Consider the following 14,975-nt stretch of genomic DNA (forward strand, 5'->3'; position numbering starts at 1 on the left):
CATGGACCGTATCAGAACTGTCAGAAAAGCAGTTATTCCGGTTGCCGGCAACGGCACGCGTTTCCTTCCCGCCACCAAGGCAGTGCCAAAAGAGATGCTGACGATCGTCGATCGCCCGGTCGTGCAATATGCTGTCGATGAGGCCCGCGAAGCCGGCATCGAGCATATCGTCTTCGTCACCAGCCGGAACAAGCAGGCGATCGAAGACCACTTCGACGACACGCCCGAACTGATTTCCTCGCTGACCCGCTCGGGCAAGAACGCCCAGATTTCCGAGCTTGAGAGCATGCTGCCGAAAGCCGGCTCCGTCAGCTTTACCCGGCAGCAGGCGCCGCTGGGCCTCGGCCATGCCGTCTGGTGCGCGCGCGACCTGATCGGCGACGAGCCTTTCGCGCTGCTCCTTCCCGACATGCTTTCCTATGGTGCGCGCGGCTGCATGGCCGGCCTGATGGACCTTTATCGTCAAACCGGCGGCAATGTCGTCGGCGTCGAACAATGCGCGCCCGAGGATGCCTCGAAATATGGCATCGTCGGCAAGGGAGCGAGTGTTCCGCATGGTTTCGAGGTCACCGAAATGGTCGAAAAGCCACGCGCAGGAGAAGCACCGTCCAACTTCTATCTCAATGGCCGCTACGTTCTCCAGCCCGATATCTTCGGCATTCTCGCCCGCCAGCAGCGCGGCGCCGGCAACGAGATCCAGCTGACCGACGGCATGCTGAAACTTTCGAAGGATCAGGCGTTCCACGCCCATCCCTATGATGGCCGGACCTTCGATTGCGGCTCCAAACATGGGTTCATCGAGGCGAATGTCGCCTTCGCCTTGACCCGGAAAGATATCGGCGACCTGGTCTACGAATCCGTCCGGGACATGGTTTTGTCTCACGAAGGCCGCATCCGCGCGGCATAAACCCGGCTCCGGCGCTCTGAACAAGGGCGCCGGCCGATTGACTGTATGGAAACGGACAGAGCGACCCAATGAAACAAAGAAGTCTACCGTTCAGTAGCGTCTTGCCCCGACAAGCCGAGGAATCCGATGGCTTCATCGACCTCGACCGGCTTTTTTCGGTGGTGGTTCGCCGCGGCAAGACAGTCGGGCTTTTCGTTGCCCTGTTCGTCGTGCTTGGCGGCATCTACCTGCTCTTTGCCACGCCGAACTATACCTCGATGACGCAGATCCTGCTCGACGAGAACCTCTCCAAATACGCTGAAGAAGAGGCTTCGCCGCAAAACAGCCAGTTGCTCGATACCCAGATAGCCAGCGCCGTCGAAATCCTGAAGTCGGGTGAACTGGCTCTGCGCGTCGTCGACAAGATCAACCTTGCCGATAACGACACCATCCTCAATCCGCCGCGCTCGCCTTTCGGCGTCGTCAAGGATTGGATGAAGACGATCACCGGCGTCTTTGGCGGAGGCCCTGAGGTCTCAGAAGAGGCCGCGCGCAGCGGACGGCGGCAGAAGGCAGCCGCGCTGATCCAGCAAGGCCTTGCGGTCGAACGTGTGTCGCGAAGCTCGGTCGTTGCCCTTTCCTACCGTTCGAGCGATCCGCAACTGGCAGCGCAAGTGGTGCGCGCCTATGCGGACGCCTATCTGACCGACCAGTTGAACGCCAACTTCGAGGCGACAGAACGGGCATCCGTGTGGCTGCAGGAGCGTCTCGCCGACCTCCGGCAACGGTCGCAGGTCGCTTCCCTTGAGGTCGAGCAATTCCGCACCGACAATGGGCTGACTTCAGCGCGGGGCGAACTGATGTCGGAGCAGCAGCTCTCTGACCTCAACAGCCAGCTCATCATTGCCCAGGCCGACACCGCCACAGCTTCTGCGCGCTACAAGCAGTTTCAGGCGATCGTCGAACAGGGTCCGGAAAAAGCGGTCGACAACGCCACAATCTCTTCGAAGGACGGCGATAATTCGGTGATCCGTGACCTCAGGACCCGCTACCTTTCGGTCGGCAAGCGCGAACAGGAAGTGGCGCAGAGTTTTGGCGCCGATCATCCGCAGGCGGTTTCGCTCAGGACAGAGAAGATCGACATCGGCCGCCAGATCTACCAGGAACTGCAGCAGCTGACGTCGAGCTATCGCAATGAATACGAAGTCGCCCGCTCACGTGAAGCCTCACTGCGCGAAAACATCGAGGGCACCACCGGTCGAAACTCCGATGCCAACCGCTCGCTCGTGCATCTGCGCGAACTTGAGCAGAAGTCTGCCGCTCTGAAGACGCTCTATGAATCCTATCTCGGTCGCTACGAGCAGGCCGCACAGCAGCGCTCTTTCCCGATCGCCAAGGCACGGGTGATTTCCGAAGCGGGCGTACCCGTCTCGCCGTCGAGCCCGAAGAAGACGATGATCCTGGCACTCTCGGCCGTGCTCGGCATGATGGCAGGCGGCGCCTTTGCAGCGTTTCAGGAGTTCCGTGAACGGACGTTCCGGCTTGAAGGCGACGTGCGCTCGATCCTCGGGCACCGGTCGCTCGGTTATGTCCCGCTGATCGGCCCGCGCCCGCTGACGGCAGCCGACCAGATGCGCGCCAGATTGGTGAAGGACAAGGGGCCGCCGCAACCGACGCCAGAACCGGTCCCCTTCGAGCGCGTCAGCCGCATCGTGCTCGATGCGCCGCGGTCCTCGTTTACAGAGACGTTCCGCAACGCCAAGCTCGCCTGCGACCAGATGCTGCATGGCAACGCCTGCCGGGTCGTCGGCATCGTCTCGGCGGTTCCCGATGAAGGCAAGTCGATCGTTGCGGCCAATTTCGCCGCCTTGCTCGCCGCCAGCGGCAAGCGCACGTTGCTGATCGATGCGGATATCCGCAAACCGGGCCTCAGCAAGATGATCACCCCGGCACCCAAGACCGGACTTGTCGAAGCACTGACAGGAGAGACGTCGTGGCCGGCCGGCATCAAGATCGACCATCAGACGAAGCTTGCGATCTTCCCGGTCGGCGGTGAGGCTACCAACCACTACCCACATGACAGCCACGACCTGCTCGCATCGCCGGCAATGGCGGACCTGATCGAGAACGCCCGCAAATCCTTCGACTATGTGATCGTCGACCTTGCAGCACTCGCGCCTGTCGTCGACGCCAAGGCGTTTTCGCCGCTTGCCGACGGCTTCCTCTTCGTCGCCGAATGGGGCCGCACGCCGTCGAGGCTGGTGCGCGACCTGCTCCATGCCGAACCTGAGATCAACGCCAAGATCCTCGGCGTGATCCTCAATAAGACGGACATGCGCGAACTGGCGAAATACAGCGATTTCGGCGCCGCCGAACACTATCGCCACCGTTTTGAGAAATACTACGTCGACAACGCCGCGACCCGTCGCGAAGCCGAGCCAGTCTGAACGACGAGAGCCCAATTGACTTGGGCTCTCCTGTATCACTCCTTCCAGAACAGCGGCGTCAGAACGACCAGAACGGTCAGGATCTCAAGACGTCCCAGCAGCATCATGATCGACAGGAGATAGAGCGCCGGATCGGTCAAGGTGGAGAAGTTTCCGGCCGGCCCGATGATCGGGCCGAGCCCTGCACCGACGTTTGAAAGAGCCGTGGCGATCGCCGACGCCGATGTCAGAAGATCGTAGCCGAAGGCACCCATGGCAAGGCTGCCGAAGGCCCAGATAATCATATAGGCAGTGAAGAACAGGAAGACGGTGCGCTGCACGTCAGCATCAACCAATGCCTTGCCATAGCGAACCGTGTGGATGGCATTGGGGAAGATGAGCTTGAAGAGCCCTGCCCGAATGGAATTGAAGATGATGATGAAGCGATAGGCTTTCATGCCGCCGGCCGTCGAACCGGAACATCCACCCATGAAGGTCGCCGCAAAGGCGAGTGCTACGATGAAATCCCCCCACAGCATGTAGTCATCACTGGCAAAGCCCGTCGTCGACAGGATCGACGAGACGGTGAAGAACGAATGCGCCAGCGCTTCATGGAAGGCGATGCCGTTTTCTAGGCGCTGGTAAAGGCTGGCCGCGATCGCCAGTACCGTTAGATAGGACAGGAACACGATGATCTGAGGGTCTTTCAGCGTGTCCAGCCGGCCGCGCACGATGAAGATGATCAGCACCGAGAACGGCAGACTGCTGACCGTCATGAAGAAGGTCGCCACCCACATGATCGGCAGGCTGTTGAAGTAGCCGAGCGAGGCGTCATGCGTGGAAAAGCCCCCAGTCGCGATCGTCGACATGGCATTGTTGATCGCATCAAAGCGGCTCATGCCAAGATAGCCGTATATGATCGCGCAGGTCACCGTCAGGACGATATAGATCAGGATAAAGGCGCGGGTAAAGGTGACGACGCGCGCGAACGGCTTCTCGGTTGTGTCGGACGATTCCATCTTGAAGAACGACAGCCCGCCGACGCGCAGATACGGCATGACGAACAGCCCGAGCGCCACAATCCCGATGCCGCCGAGCCAGTGCAGCAGCGAGCGCCAGACGAGGATACCGGGCGGCGCATGGTCCAGGCCGGCGATAACAGTGGAGCCCGTCGTGGTGATGCCTGACACCGATTCGAACAGCGCCTCGGCAAAATCGAGGTTGACCGAGGAAAGCCAGAAGGGAACGGCACCGACGAAGGAGACGACGAGCCACAGCAGGTTGACGAGCAGAAAGCCCATTTTCCGGTTGAATACCGGAGGCCCGCCCTGCGTTGCCGCCGCTGTGACAAGCGAAAGGCTGCCCATCAGGCAGGCCGAAACGGCGAAAACCTTCCAGTCGCGATGCCCATAATAAAGATCGACGAGCGCCGGAATGAACATTGCAAGCGAAAGATAGAGGCCGACCTTTGCGGCAATGTTGATGGCAGACTGGTAAATGGTCGCATTCAACGGTCAATCGCCCCGGTCTTGGCTGTCCTGGGCTCCGCTCGCACTGCGCGAGTCGGGGTCGCCGGCCATCATCATCGGCATTACCGGGCAGCGCCGACGAACGCAAGTTCGACATCACGCGGCGCCGATCCCGGCAAGTGTCGCACCATTCCAACAATCACTGTGGACCGGAGGCGTGATCACGTGATCGTGGTGCGACACGTCATCACCTTGACTCATTTCTGCGTGTAAAGCCTCATTGAACAGACGCCCTCGCAATCCTGAGTAAAAGATGACCCCCGCACGATTTACCCAATGCCTACTTGCCCTTCGCTGGACCCCAATCAATCTCGCGAGCGCGCTCCATTGCAATCTGGCGTGGATCGAGGCGATGGAAACGGGCGACGAAAAGGTGCCGGCAGAACTGGCGACCTGGCTCGAGGCGCTGGCAACGGCCCATGAGACATTGGGCATCCCGGTCGCCTATCGCGGCAAGGGGCTTGAGCCCGCGGCGAGCCGCGTTGCGCGCCGCTAGCAATCGTTGGCATTGAGTTTGGCTGCGGCGGACAGCATCGGCGCGAAGCTTGTGCGTTCGCCGATGGAGAGCTTCACGAGAGCAACATGGCCCGACGTTGTTAGACCTTGGGCCAGAACGCGGTTTGTCTTTAGGCCGCTCGGGCCTCCGTTGCGGGAGGCTGCCGTTTAACCGCAATATTGCGGGTCGGCATAGAGACAGTTTTCAACTCGATGTGGAAATCGACCTAAATGGCCAATTTACACACTCCTTCAATCTATAGCGGGCGCGCGGTGTTCGAGCGCGCGGCGCTGCCGGACGACGCATGCCTCCTCTGCTTGGTAGGCGCTAGTGGCCCGCTGAAGTCTGTATAAGTGATCGCGCATCGCCTCAAATGCCGCTCTTTGCGATTTCGGGACCAAGTTACACGCACCTCTCGCGCTATGGGCGAGTGCTCCCGGTCCGAACCGTGCATTAAGTGCCTTGCTGACGGCTGTGAACTCGGCACGGATCTCAGGACTAAGCGCCCGAACCCTCCGCACTAGGTGGTTCGCGTTCTTCGCCTTGTGTTCAGTCAAGCGATGGAGTTCTCTCTCAGCTTCTTTGGTCAACCCTGGAATAGCGACGGACATCCGGGTTCGTTCAGCGCTCACAGCCAACAACTCAGCCTCGTACGCGGCGGCGTAAGAGCGTCCCATGGCACGAATGCAGACGGCAGCGGTGTTGACGGCCTGCAATGCAACCCGACGTTCTCGTCCTGCTGCCAAGAGCCCATCCAACATCCTATTAGAGCCACGCAATGTGCCATAGGCGGCGGGGTCAGTGACAACGGCACTGACAATGCGTTCGGGATCAACCTTCATCGTTAGAATGCCTTCGATCGCCGCAACCGCAGCACCCGGATCACGCCAGATCCGAACCGCGTCTCGGCCGAACATCGCTTTCTCCTGTCTGTAATGCTCGGCTTGCACGGCCCTCAGCCGCGCCTCGTCCTCCACGCAGTTCTTGAATTCGGTTACAGCGGGCAATATTGGCAAGGGCGCGACGGGAGACTGTGGAGCAAATGCTGCCGGCACAATGAGTTGACCGCGCTCGCGTTTCTCGACTATGCGCTGCTCTGCTGCAAAGCGTCTAACGACCTCAAACAGCACAGTCAGTTCCGCCCTCTTCTCCTCGGACATGTTTTCCGGCATGCGTATCGTCGCATTGCGCTTAGCGAAGTCATCTGCCTTGTCGGAAAACGCAAGCCATCCGAACCGACGGGTCAGGGCCTCATCGATGGCCTTGACCTCATGGACGATTGAGCGATCCTCAGTGGCAATCCGGAACGCGGACCGATAGGCTTCATATCCCCCACAGTCCGCGGCTACTTCGATCTCTAGAAGCCGCGCTCTCGCGTTTTTGGAGAGTGGCGGAATAGCGAAGCCCATACACGCTCTGCGCATTCGCTCGCCGTTTAGAAAGCGCGCTTCTTGTCTGCGAAACTCCGCCGCATGGGCGCGTGCCAAAAGCGCGAGCTCTGACAAAGCTGATTGTGCTGCAACCCTCTCCTTCCGGGCAGCCTGGCCGTCGACAAGGTTCTGGCCGCCACGCAGGTTCCCAAGTTCTTTCGGCGAGCGAACAAGCCCATCTGCGATCAGCTGCGGATCCCCGACAGCATTCGAGGTTTGCGCGTTCAATCGCGCAAGCGCAACCGCCGGATCGCGGTAAATCCGCTTGAGTAGAGGCATGATGATCGCTTCCCGCTCCGCCCAAGCCGGGGATGCGAGATGGGCGAGACGTGCATCCTCCACGAGTGGGCGCGAGAACGAGATCGTTGCCGAGAGCAATTCTCTATCACCGTCCGCATCTATCTCAATTGTTTGCCGCTCGGCTGCACCGCATCTTGATCTAATGCGTTCGGAATGGTCAGGTGCGAGCTCAATCGCGACGTTGGCTCGTTGCCATAGCTGGACAACACGACGGCGCTGATCGGAGACCCAACTCAGCGAACTAATGGCTGTCTTCACCAGGTCCGAGCGCAAAATAGCCTCAATTCCGCGGCGCTGCGCGAAGTCTTCTACAAGTGAACGATATGTATCTTCAGTCACATAATCCAGCGTGGTCGTTTTTCCGCCAGAACGCGAGAGCCGTTCAACCAGTTCAGGAAACAGGGCCGGCAAACGGTTTTCCCTGGCAATCCGACGTTGTCGATCCCCGGCCCTCTCAATCAACTCCGCCGTCCAGACGTTGCGCTCGACCACACGCTCTTCGAAGCGCGTTCTGGCAGGTTCCTCACCGATAACCGCAACCTTGATCGTGACCTTTTCGGTTCCGTCCCTTCGAAGTATTACGGCGTCGCCGACTTTCACTCCGCTATCCTCTAGTGCCTTCGGTAGACTGACGCCCCACAGGCGATGCGTCACTCCATCTTCCAGACGCAGATCAGCAAAAGGACTTGGACCGACACCCTCGCGTGCGCGAAACTTTGCAAGACCTGTCTCGACGAGTTCGCCGGTAACGCCGTAGGTGTAATCGGCACGCGGCTGTCTTTCGTATGGCTGTCTCCGCTGGAAATCCTCCGACGCGGCATACAGATCTGCGCGACAACGGTGGCGGGTCATCGCGACGTACGTCAAATGCTGGTCCATCATGCCAGTGGCCAGCACGAAGGCGCGATCAAAAGTCGAACCTTGGCTTTTATGGATGGTCGCGGCGTAGCCGTAATCGACATTTCGATAGGTACTCTCGGCAAAAACGACATCGCGTCCATTGTCGAGCCGAACGGTGAGCGCCACCGATTCCCTACCGGCTACCGTCGGACGAACGGTCCCCAGCATGCCGTTCTTCACGTGTTGAACACCGAGGTTCGCGGCATGTGGCTCAACGAACCGGGCATTCTCGAGAAAGATGATACGGTCGCCAACCGCGAACTCTCGCATACCGCGCTCGGTCAAGAACGGCCTGCCGTCCAACAAAAATCCATCAGTCGAAAGCACTTCGCGAATAGAACGGTTCAGCACCTTTACGTTGTCATTGGTATGCGCGAGCACAGCCAATTCGTTGCCACGAAGCTGGCGACCTTCGGCTGCCGCTTTCGCTACCAATTCGTGGTGTGCAGTTGTCCAGTCTACGACAATTCGCTCGATGGCAGCCTGACGAGTCTCGGCGCTAACGATATGTCCGCGTTCGCCATAAGCGGCAAGCGCCTCTTTCACATCCCCACGGGCAAATTGCTTGGAGGCAGCACGCGCCCAGTCCTCTGTCTGCCGTCGAACACCAGCCAGTTCCACAGAGCTGATGCGCTCAACAATCGCCCGGAAAGCCGCGCCCGCCTGAATCGGCTGAAGTTGCATAGGATCACCAACGAGTACCGCCTTTGCGCCCGCTTCCTCAATATACTTCAGCAAACTCGCCATCTGTTGTGACGACACCATTCCGGCCTCGTCAACGATTAGGACATCTCCTTTTTCGAGAAGGTCGTTTCCTCGCTTCCAAGAATGCTCCCAGGAGGCGATTGTGCGAGCCCGAATGCCCGAGCTTTCCTCCAATCCTTCAGCAGCCTTGCCGGCGAGCGCCGCACCGACCACACACCGCCCTTCTGTTTCCCAGACAGTCCGGGCAGCACTCAACAATGTCGATTTACCGGCACCGGCCACACCTACGACCGCGGCAATGGCGCCGTCTGCGGTAATATGCCGGACGGCCACGATTTGCTCTGCGTCGAGCCGAACACCCGCGGCAGAGCGTTCGGGTGATGCAACTCCGGCATCAACGCTGGTGCTTGAGACACCAAAGCCGGTCATCTTCGACAACGTAGTTGCCAAGCGTGCCATTTCATACTCGGTTTTCACCAGACCGCGCGTAGTAAATACTGCCGGCTGCTCGACTTTGCTGGTTTCGCCATTTAGCCGCTGTGGCTGCAGTAAAACGAGATCGTCCGATGACATAAGTCTGGCGCGTACGTTGGCAAAGACAATCGGATCGTCGATATGGCGATGAATTGCGCGGGCGATGTCCCACTCGTTAAAGGTCGATCGCTCGTTGGCGAGTTGCTTGAGCAACAGAGCGGGATCATCCGTGATCCGGTCGGCAATCTCATAGCGCTTGGCCAATGCCGCCGGTGAAAAGTGAGTTTCGATGCCTTTGCGAACAAGCGCAGCACGATTCGGACCAAAATGCCGCTGCTCCAGACCGCGAAGTCCTTGTTCATCGTAGGAACGACCATCGAGGTGGAAATCATGGCCGGCAAGCGCCAGATGGCGGCTTGCGGTTTCCGCCCAGGCGACCTTCCACTTCTTCAGCACCTCCTTGTCGCCTGCCCATAGCCGATAAGCGATTTTTCCCTCAGGTCGGTCAGGCGTGCTGACGCGTACCGGTTGGCCGTCTTCACCGATGATCGCGACTTTCTTCGGCCCGAACCCCTCCACCGCCAAAGGGCGCAGCGTTACCATGATATGGATATGCGGGTTGCCGTCCTTGTCGTGATAAACCCAATCGGCGACCATTCCTCGCGATGTGAGGTTCTCCCGCACGAAGTCGCGCACAAGTTCTATGTTCTGCTCGCGACCTAACTCCACCGGAAGCGCTAGAATGATTTCGCGCGCAAGCTGCGCATCGCAGCGCGTCTCATAACGGTCGACCGCGTTCCAGAGCACTTTGCTCGCACTGGCGACCGTGCGCCCATCTATTGCGGCCCTCAGCCATGAGGGTGTCGCGTCGGGCAAAGCAAGCTCTTCATGCACCATCTCCGCACGCCCACCATGGTAGCGGAACTCCTTACCTATTTGTTCGTCCATCATCTTGGTGCGATGACGATAGGCAGCTGCAGAGATGATGCTGCGCCCGGCGCCCCGGCTGATCACTTGCACCCTCATAAACATGATAGCCAAATCAGGAGAAATCCTCTTCTAAGCGAGTCGCCACTGCGACGTATATTGCGCCATTAGGCCGAGTTGGCTGGCTTTGTGATCCACAATTCCGATAATCCTACCTCATCATCCAGAATTTGACTATTATATTTATACCACTATAATCGAGGTTTATGGTGACGAAGAAAGGACGAGACGTGCGTGCAAAAACAACCATCTCTGAAATAGACGCGCAGATTGAAACACTGCGGGCAAAACGCAAGAACCTGCTGATCAAAGCGAATGAGCGCTTCGCCCGGGTGGCGCAGAAAGCCGGCTTGGCTGAACTCGACATCCCGGACGGCGAACTCGACGCCATCTTGGCAGAGATCGTTGCCCGATTTCGCGAGCGGCACCGGCGGGCTGATGGTCCGACCGCTTAAACGGCTCAATCAACGGATCGTATTTCTCGAACGAAAGCGGCAAAGCAGGATGACGCAAGGGCACAAGCGCGAAATCCACGAGAAGACCATCCTTGGCGGATTAATCGTCAAGGCAGGCCTAAAGAATGCCGATCGGGCGTTCCTGCTCGGCGCACTCATTCAGGCGAGCCAGATTCCCGTCGGTACGGTTGAGCATGACCGGCTATCAGCTCTCGGCACCCAGGCTTTTCGGGCGGAGGCCCGCGCACGAATAAAGCCGTAAGAAATGGGGGCGGGCGGGATGGCGGCGAAGCGGCGGTTCAGCCCGATAAACCTGTTGGCACTCGTGCCGATTGCAGTGAGCATCGGGACACTGTTTATCACAACATACAAGTGGACGACCGTGGCAACGATCGTTGCGCCCGAATATGCCAATTGGTTTATGCGTGCGTCGCCGATCGCGAACCTCTTCTTTGGGCCGATTTCAGGACTCATTACTGTTGCTGTCTTGCCTCTGCATCGGCGCAGACCGATCGCGCTCGTCAGCGTCACTACGTTTCTCTGCATTGGCGTATTTTACGCGGTGCGGGAATACGCCCGCCTGTCCCCGTTCGTTCAGTCCGGAGTGATCACCTGGGCAACGGCCCTGTCCTACCTCGATCTCTATGCAGTCGCAGGCGCAACCGGCGGCTTTGCCATCGTGGCGATCTCGGCCCGTTTATCCATAGTTGTTGGAGGATCGGTCAAGCGCGCCCGCCGGGGCACCTTCGGCGACGCTGATTGGCTGTCGATGTCTGCCGCTGCTGCTCGGTTTCCACCAGATGGCGAGATCGTCATTGGCGAGCGCTATCGAGTCGACCTCGACACGATCCGCAGTATCCCCTTTCGGCCGGACGACTGTTCAACGTGGGGCAAAGGGGGCAAGGGGCCGCTGCTCACATTTCGGCAGGACTTCGATTCCACTCATATGCTGTTTTTCGCGGGCTCCGGCGGTTACAAAACCACGAGCAACGTTGTTCCGACAGCGTTGCGCTATTCAGGACCGCTGATTTGCCTCGACCCCTCGACCGAAGTAGCGCCTATGGTCGTTGGCCATCGCCGATCGAAGCTCAATCGAAACTGTATCGTACTTGGGCCATCCAATCCTGCTTGGGGCTTCAATGTTCTCGACTGGATCGAAACCTCGAGATCCAAAGAAGAGGATATCGTCGCGGTTGCTCACATGCTTTTATCGGAAAGCGCGCGGATCGAAACGTCGACGGGTTCATATTTCCAGAACCAGGCGCACAATCTTCTGACGGGTTTGCTGGCGCACGTCATGCTGTCTGCGGATTATGCCGGCCGTCGCGATCTTCGCAGCCTGCGCCAAATCGTTTCCGAGCCCGAACCGTCAGTTCTGGCAATGTTGCGCGACATTCAGGAAACATCGCAATCGGCCTTTGTCCGCGAGACGCTCGGCGTCTTTACCAATATGACGGAACAAACCTTCAGTGGCGTCTATTCCACCGCATCGAAGGATACACAATGGCTGTCGCTCGACGACTATGCAGCACTCGTCTGCGGGACAGCGTTCAAATCGGGCGATTTCGTCAAAGGCGGAATCGACGTCTTCCTGAACATTCCAGCCTCGATCCTGCGCAGCTATCCGGGCATTGCGCGCGTCATCGTCGGGTCACTGATCAATGCCATGATCCAGGCCGACGGGGCCTTCGATCGCCGCGCACTCTTCATGCTCGATGAGGTCGATCTGCTCGGCTACATGCGTGTGCTCGAGGATGCTCGTGACTACGGCCGGAAATACGGCATAACGCTCATGCTGATGTATCAATCAGTGGGTCAGCTGGAAAAGCACTTTGGCCGTGACGGCGCGACCTCCTGGATCGATGGATGCGCGTTTGCGTCCTATGCGGCAATCAAGGCGCTCGACACGGCCCGCAATGTTTCGGCTCAATGCGGTGAAATGACAGTTGAAGTCGAGGGGCGGTCCCGCAACATCGGTGGGAGCAGTTCCGACAAAGCGTCAAGGCGTTCAGAAAGTGTCAGTCTTCAGCGCAGGCCGCTGATTATGCCGCACGAAATCATCCAGTCGATGCGCAAGGACGAGCAGATCATCATTGTCCAGGGTCATAGACCTTTGCGTTGCGGACGGGCGATATATTTCCGCAGAAGCGACATGAATGCGGCGGTCGAACCCAATCGGTTCGTCAAGGCAGTGGCGACTTGAACATGTCGTCTATTCCGGAGGTGGGTCGTCGGCGCTGAGACGCAGGAGTTCCTGTTGTGCCGTTTCCAGTTCGACTTCGATCTGGTGGCGCTCCTCTGCGTCGGGGCAATTCTTCAGTTCGGCGCGCAGTTCGTCGATGTGCTGCTCGATCGTCATCGTAATCTCCTTTGATTTGTGAAAGATGACGCCGTCGGTCATGAGGGGCAGGAAGGGGTCAAGGCTCGCGGCACGCGACCGGCGGAGCCGGCGCGCGGAGGAACCGATTTTGTCGCTTGCGGCAAAATTGGAGGGGCCGTGCGGCCTTGAAGCGTTCCGGCCCCTCATGGCAGGCTGACGTTTCTGAGCAGACAGGGTGGGTTGGATATGCCACCCAGTTCATGCCGACGACTTGCTGGATGCCTTCTGACGTGACGCGATTGTCGCTTCACGTTGTAGCATCTTGCCAATGATGACAAAGAAACCGGGACCGTAGCCTGACAGCCACGATCCCTTGTGGCTATTTACCCAGCTAGGCGACAATCCGCCTGGCTGCAGTCGCGGCTCTGGCATAGGCAGAAATTGGCCGGTCCGCTTTAAAGGTGAGGTCCCGTTCGACGCGCAGGCCAAGGCGGCCGCGAACCGATTGGATCTCCGAGAGAAGGACGGAACCGAGCTCGGGGAACCCGACGCCAAGGTCGCAGAGCCCGAAGAGCAGATCCGGGTCCTTAGGGTCGGCAGAGGCGATCAACCAGGTGGCCGCGGCATCGGGCGTAAACAGCTTGACGACCGGATGTGGATCGAAGTCGGGATTGCGTTGGAAGAGCTGACCGTTGGTGATCAGGGACGTGCTGATTTCATCGGTAATGAGACGCATTGGTAATCTCCAGGATGATGGGTTGGACGGAGCGGCCCCGCGATCACCGCGGGGCCGGCGTGCGACGCTCAGGCTGGATCATTCCAGAGGATGACCTTGCGGTTCGTCTCGCCGCCAGGTGCAGGTGCGACATTACCGAAGATCACGCCGATCTCAGGGGCTTCAAGCTTGACCGAGAGGTATTCCTCGCCGGTGCGCTGCGAGTTCCGGTACCAGCCGGCCCCGATCTCGAAGCCAGTGCGGCGGTGGATGATGCGATAGTCGGGGGCGCCTTCGCTTGCCTTTTGGGCATTCGGAATGAGAGCGATTGGCGCGTTGACTTTGATGGTGGCGAAGAGACCTTCGAGGGTGCCGTCGGACTTTTCGCTGAGGGTTGCGATCGTGGTTGCCATGATGCTGTCTCCTTCGGTTGCTCGGGAACCATTCCCGATGGCGCCCGAAGAAGGGGCAGAGCCGCAAGTGTCACCGCAGCGAAGCGGAGGGAAACCCCTTGCGGGTTGACGCGGGATGCGGCCGGCCCCTTAGAAAGGCGACATCGAAAACGGGAATGGTTTCCGACGCGAGCGATCAGGGAGACGCGTGGTCCGTGCCGTGATCGACGCCGGCGGGCAAGAACCGGCAGCGCAGGTCGGATGAGGTGGGAATTTCAAAGCATTACAGCCGCAGATCATGCATGGTCGGGAGGCAGCCGCGCGCTTCGTCATCAGCAGAGACAGCCGGCCGAGGTTCGCAGGATCCGCCAAGCGCCACGTGTCGGAGACGCTCACGCCGATGAGGCACTTCCAGCTTGACCGTGAGGTATTGCTCGCCGCATGTGGTCGCTGGCGTCCGTGGCCCCACGAATTGCTGATCGACAAGCAGAGACAGCTTCGTGTGTCGGACGAGGCAATTTGCCGAGCGTGTCAATCGTCAATCCGAAATCCGACCTTCACAACCACCTGATAGTGCGCCACCGCGCCATCCTTGATCTGTCCCCGGATCTGATCCACCTCGAACCATTCCAGATTTCTCATGGTTTTCGACGCCCGCATAATCGCGGTCTCGATCGCCTCGGTCACCGAGACTTTCGAACTACCGATCAGTTCCACCTTTTTATAGACATGGTCGCTCACGTTGTCCTCCCAAGTTAAGTTAGACCAAGTTCGGCTTCAAAGGGCTCCGCGAGCCCGCCCGACGGGATTGCCCAATCAAACGCGTACCCTCACGCCGAACATGCTGCGTCAGGCGACTGCCCGCGTGGAAATTCACCGCTAAACACCAACGATCCGGCAATACCCAATTGTTGTCAAACAATGTGTGAGGCGAAGGCCGCCGCCCGGACAAGAAATCAA

12 protein-coding genes are annotated in these 14,975 nt (G+C 59.1%); 6 read left to right on the top strand and 6 right to left on the bottom strand.

The window, feature by feature from the left end; all coding sequences use genetic code 11:
- Nucleotide 1: 1 nt before the first annotated feature.
- Both BLJAPNOD_RS34565 and BLJAPNOD_RS34570 read left to right on the top strand, forming a co-directional pair.
- Nucleotides 2–907: a UTP--glucose-1-phosphate uridylyltransferase gene (locus BLJAPNOD_RS34565; protein ID WP_115423105.1), complete on the top strand. Its 906-nt coding sequence runs from the start codon at nucleotides 2–4 to the stop codon at nucleotides 905–907.
- 68 nt (nucleotides 908–975) lie between these two features.
- Nucleotides 976–3,333 (top strand): polysaccharide biosynthesis tyrosine autokinase, encoded by a 2,358-nt coding sequence (locus tag BLJAPNOD_RS34570; RefSeq protein ID WP_115423107.1) that lies wholly within the window; start codon nucleotides 976–978, stop codon nucleotides 3,331–3,333.
- Between the two features lie 35 nt (nucleotides 3,334–3,368).
- On the opposite strand, the gene BLJAPNOD_RS34575 is transcribed toward BLJAPNOD_RS34570, so the two are convergent.
- Nucleotides 3,369–4,823 carry a TrkH family potassium uptake protein gene (locus BLJAPNOD_RS34575; protein ID WP_115423108.1) on the bottom strand — a complete coding sequence of 485 codons (1,455 nt, stop codon included), beginning with the start codon at nucleotides 4,821–4,823 and terminating at the stop codon, nucleotides 3,369–3,371.
- Between the two features lie 271 nt (nucleotides 4,824–5,094).
- Between BLJAPNOD_RS34575 and BLJAPNOD_RS34580 the strand changes: the two genes are divergently transcribed.
- Nucleotides 5,095–5,337 (top strand): hypothetical protein, encoded by a 243-nt coding sequence (locus tag BLJAPNOD_RS34580; protein WP_077498997.1) that lies wholly within the window; start codon nucleotides 5,095–5,097, stop codon nucleotides 5,335–5,337.
- A gap of 251 nt (nucleotides 5,338–5,588) precedes the next feature.
- Here the strand turns inward: BLJAPNOD_RS34580 and traA are convergent, their stop codons facing one another.
- Nucleotides 5,589–10,178 carry a Ti-type conjugative transfer relaxase TraA gene (gene traA / locus BLJAPNOD_RS34585; protein WP_343215847.1) on the bottom strand — a complete coding sequence of 1,530 codons (4,590 nt, stop codon included), beginning with the start codon at nucleotides 10,176–10,178 and terminating at the stop codon, nucleotides 5,589–5,591.
- A 164-nt stretch (nucleotides 10,179–10,342) separates the two neighbouring features.
- On the opposite strand from traA, the gene BLJAPNOD_RS34590 reads away from it, so the two are divergent.
- From BLJAPNOD_RS34590 to traG, 3 genes are read left to right on the top strand one after another with little or no spacing between them, the layout of a single operon-like run.
- Nucleotides 10,343–10,588: a TraC family protein gene (locus BLJAPNOD_RS34590; RefSeq protein ID WP_244611207.1), complete on the top strand. Its 246-nt coding sequence runs from the start codon at nucleotides 10,343–10,345 to the stop codon at nucleotides 10,586–10,588.
- Nucleotides 10,589–10,637: 49 nt separating this feature from the next.
- The gene (locus BLJAPNOD_RS34595) at nucleotides 10,638–10,850 is read left to right on the top strand and encodes a conjugal transfer protein TraD (RefSeq protein ID WP_115423111.1); all 213 of its coding nucleotides are present in this window, start codon (nucleotides 10,638–10,640) and stop codon (nucleotides 10,848–10,850) included.
- An 18-nt stretch (nucleotides 10,851–10,868) separates the two neighbouring features.
- Nucleotides 10,869–12,791, top strand: a complete 1,923-nt coding sequence (gene traG / locus BLJAPNOD_RS34600; protein WP_115423112.1) for a Ti-type conjugative transfer system protein TraG — start codon at nucleotides 10,869–10,871, stop codon at nucleotides 12,789–12,791.
- Between the two features lie 9 nt (nucleotides 12,792–12,800).
- On the opposite strand, the gene BLJAPNOD_RS35775 is transcribed toward traG, so the two are convergent.
- The 4 genes from BLJAPNOD_RS35775 to BLJAPNOD_RS34620 all read right to left on the bottom strand — a co-directional run bounded on the left by BLJAPNOD_RS35775 (nucleotide 12,801) and on the right by BLJAPNOD_RS34620 (nucleotide 14,756).
- Nucleotides 12,801–12,947 carry a hypothetical protein gene (locus BLJAPNOD_RS35775; protein WP_171986780.1) on the bottom strand — a complete coding sequence of 49 codons (147 nt, stop codon included), beginning with the start codon at nucleotides 12,945–12,947 and terminating at the stop codon, nucleotides 12,801–12,803.
- Between the two features lie 352 nt (nucleotides 12,948–13,299).
- Nucleotides 13,300–13,644 (bottom strand): DUF2958 domain-containing protein, encoded by a 345-nt coding sequence (locus BLJAPNOD_RS34610; RefSeq protein WP_077499007.1) that lies wholly within the window; start codon nucleotides 13,642–13,644, stop codon nucleotides 13,300–13,302.
- A 68-nt stretch (nucleotides 13,645–13,712) separates the two neighbouring features.
- Complete coding sequence (locus BLJAPNOD_RS34615; protein WP_115423114.1) at nucleotides 13,713–14,036, bottom strand: DUF736 family protein; 324 nt, start codon at nucleotides 14,034–14,036, stop codon at nucleotides 13,713–13,715.
- A 510-nt stretch (nucleotides 14,037–14,546) separates the two neighbouring features.
- Nucleotides 14,547–14,756, bottom strand: a complete 210-nt coding sequence (locus BLJAPNOD_RS34620; RefSeq protein WP_077499011.1) for a dodecin — start codon at nucleotides 14,754–14,756, stop codon at nucleotides 14,547–14,549.
- Nucleotides 14,757–14,975: the final 219 nt, after the last annotated feature.

The organism is Ensifer sp. M14, from assembly GCF_003355565.1.
In the GTDB taxonomy this organism is placed as follows: domain Bacteria; phylum Pseudomonadota; class Alphaproteobacteria; order Rhizobiales; family Rhizobiaceae; genus Ensifer.

Bases quoted from the DNA above. Each gene is read 5' to 3' on its own strand.
- BLJAPNOD_RS34565 (WP_115423105.1), top strand. From the start codon at position 2: ATGGACCGTATCAGAACTGTCAGAAAAGCAGTTATTCCGGTTGCCGGC.
- BLJAPNOD_RS34570 (WP_115423107.1), top strand. From the start codon at position 976: ATGAAACAAAGAAGTCTACCGTTCAGTAGCGTCTTGCCCCGACAAGCC.
- BLJAPNOD_RS34580 (WP_077498997.1), top strand. From the start codon at position 5,095: ATGACCCCCGCACGATTTACCCAATGCCTACTTGCCCTTCGCTGGACC.
- traA (WP_343215847.1), bottom strand. From the start codon at position 10,178: ATGTTTATGAGGGTGCAAGTGATCAGCCGGGGCGCCGGGCGCAGCATC.
- BLJAPNOD_RS34595 (WP_115423111.1), top strand. From the start codon at position 10,638: ATGACGCAAGGGCACAAGCGCGAAATCCACGAGAAGACCATCCTTGGC.
- traG (WP_115423112.1), top strand. From the start codon at position 10,869: ATGGCGGCGAAGCGGCGGTTCAGCCCGATAAACCTGTTGGCACTCGTG.
- BLJAPNOD_RS35775 (WP_171986780.1), bottom strand. From the start codon at position 12,947: ATGACGATCGAGCAGCACATCGACGAACTGCGCGCCGAACTGAAGAAT.
- BLJAPNOD_RS34610 (WP_077499007.1), bottom strand. From the start codon at position 13,644: ATGCGTCTCATTACCGATGAAATCAGCACGTCCCTGATCACCAACGGT.
- BLJAPNOD_RS34615 (WP_115423114.1), bottom strand. From the start codon at position 14,036: ATGGCAACCACGATCGCAACCCTCAGCGAAAAGTCCGACGGCACCCTC.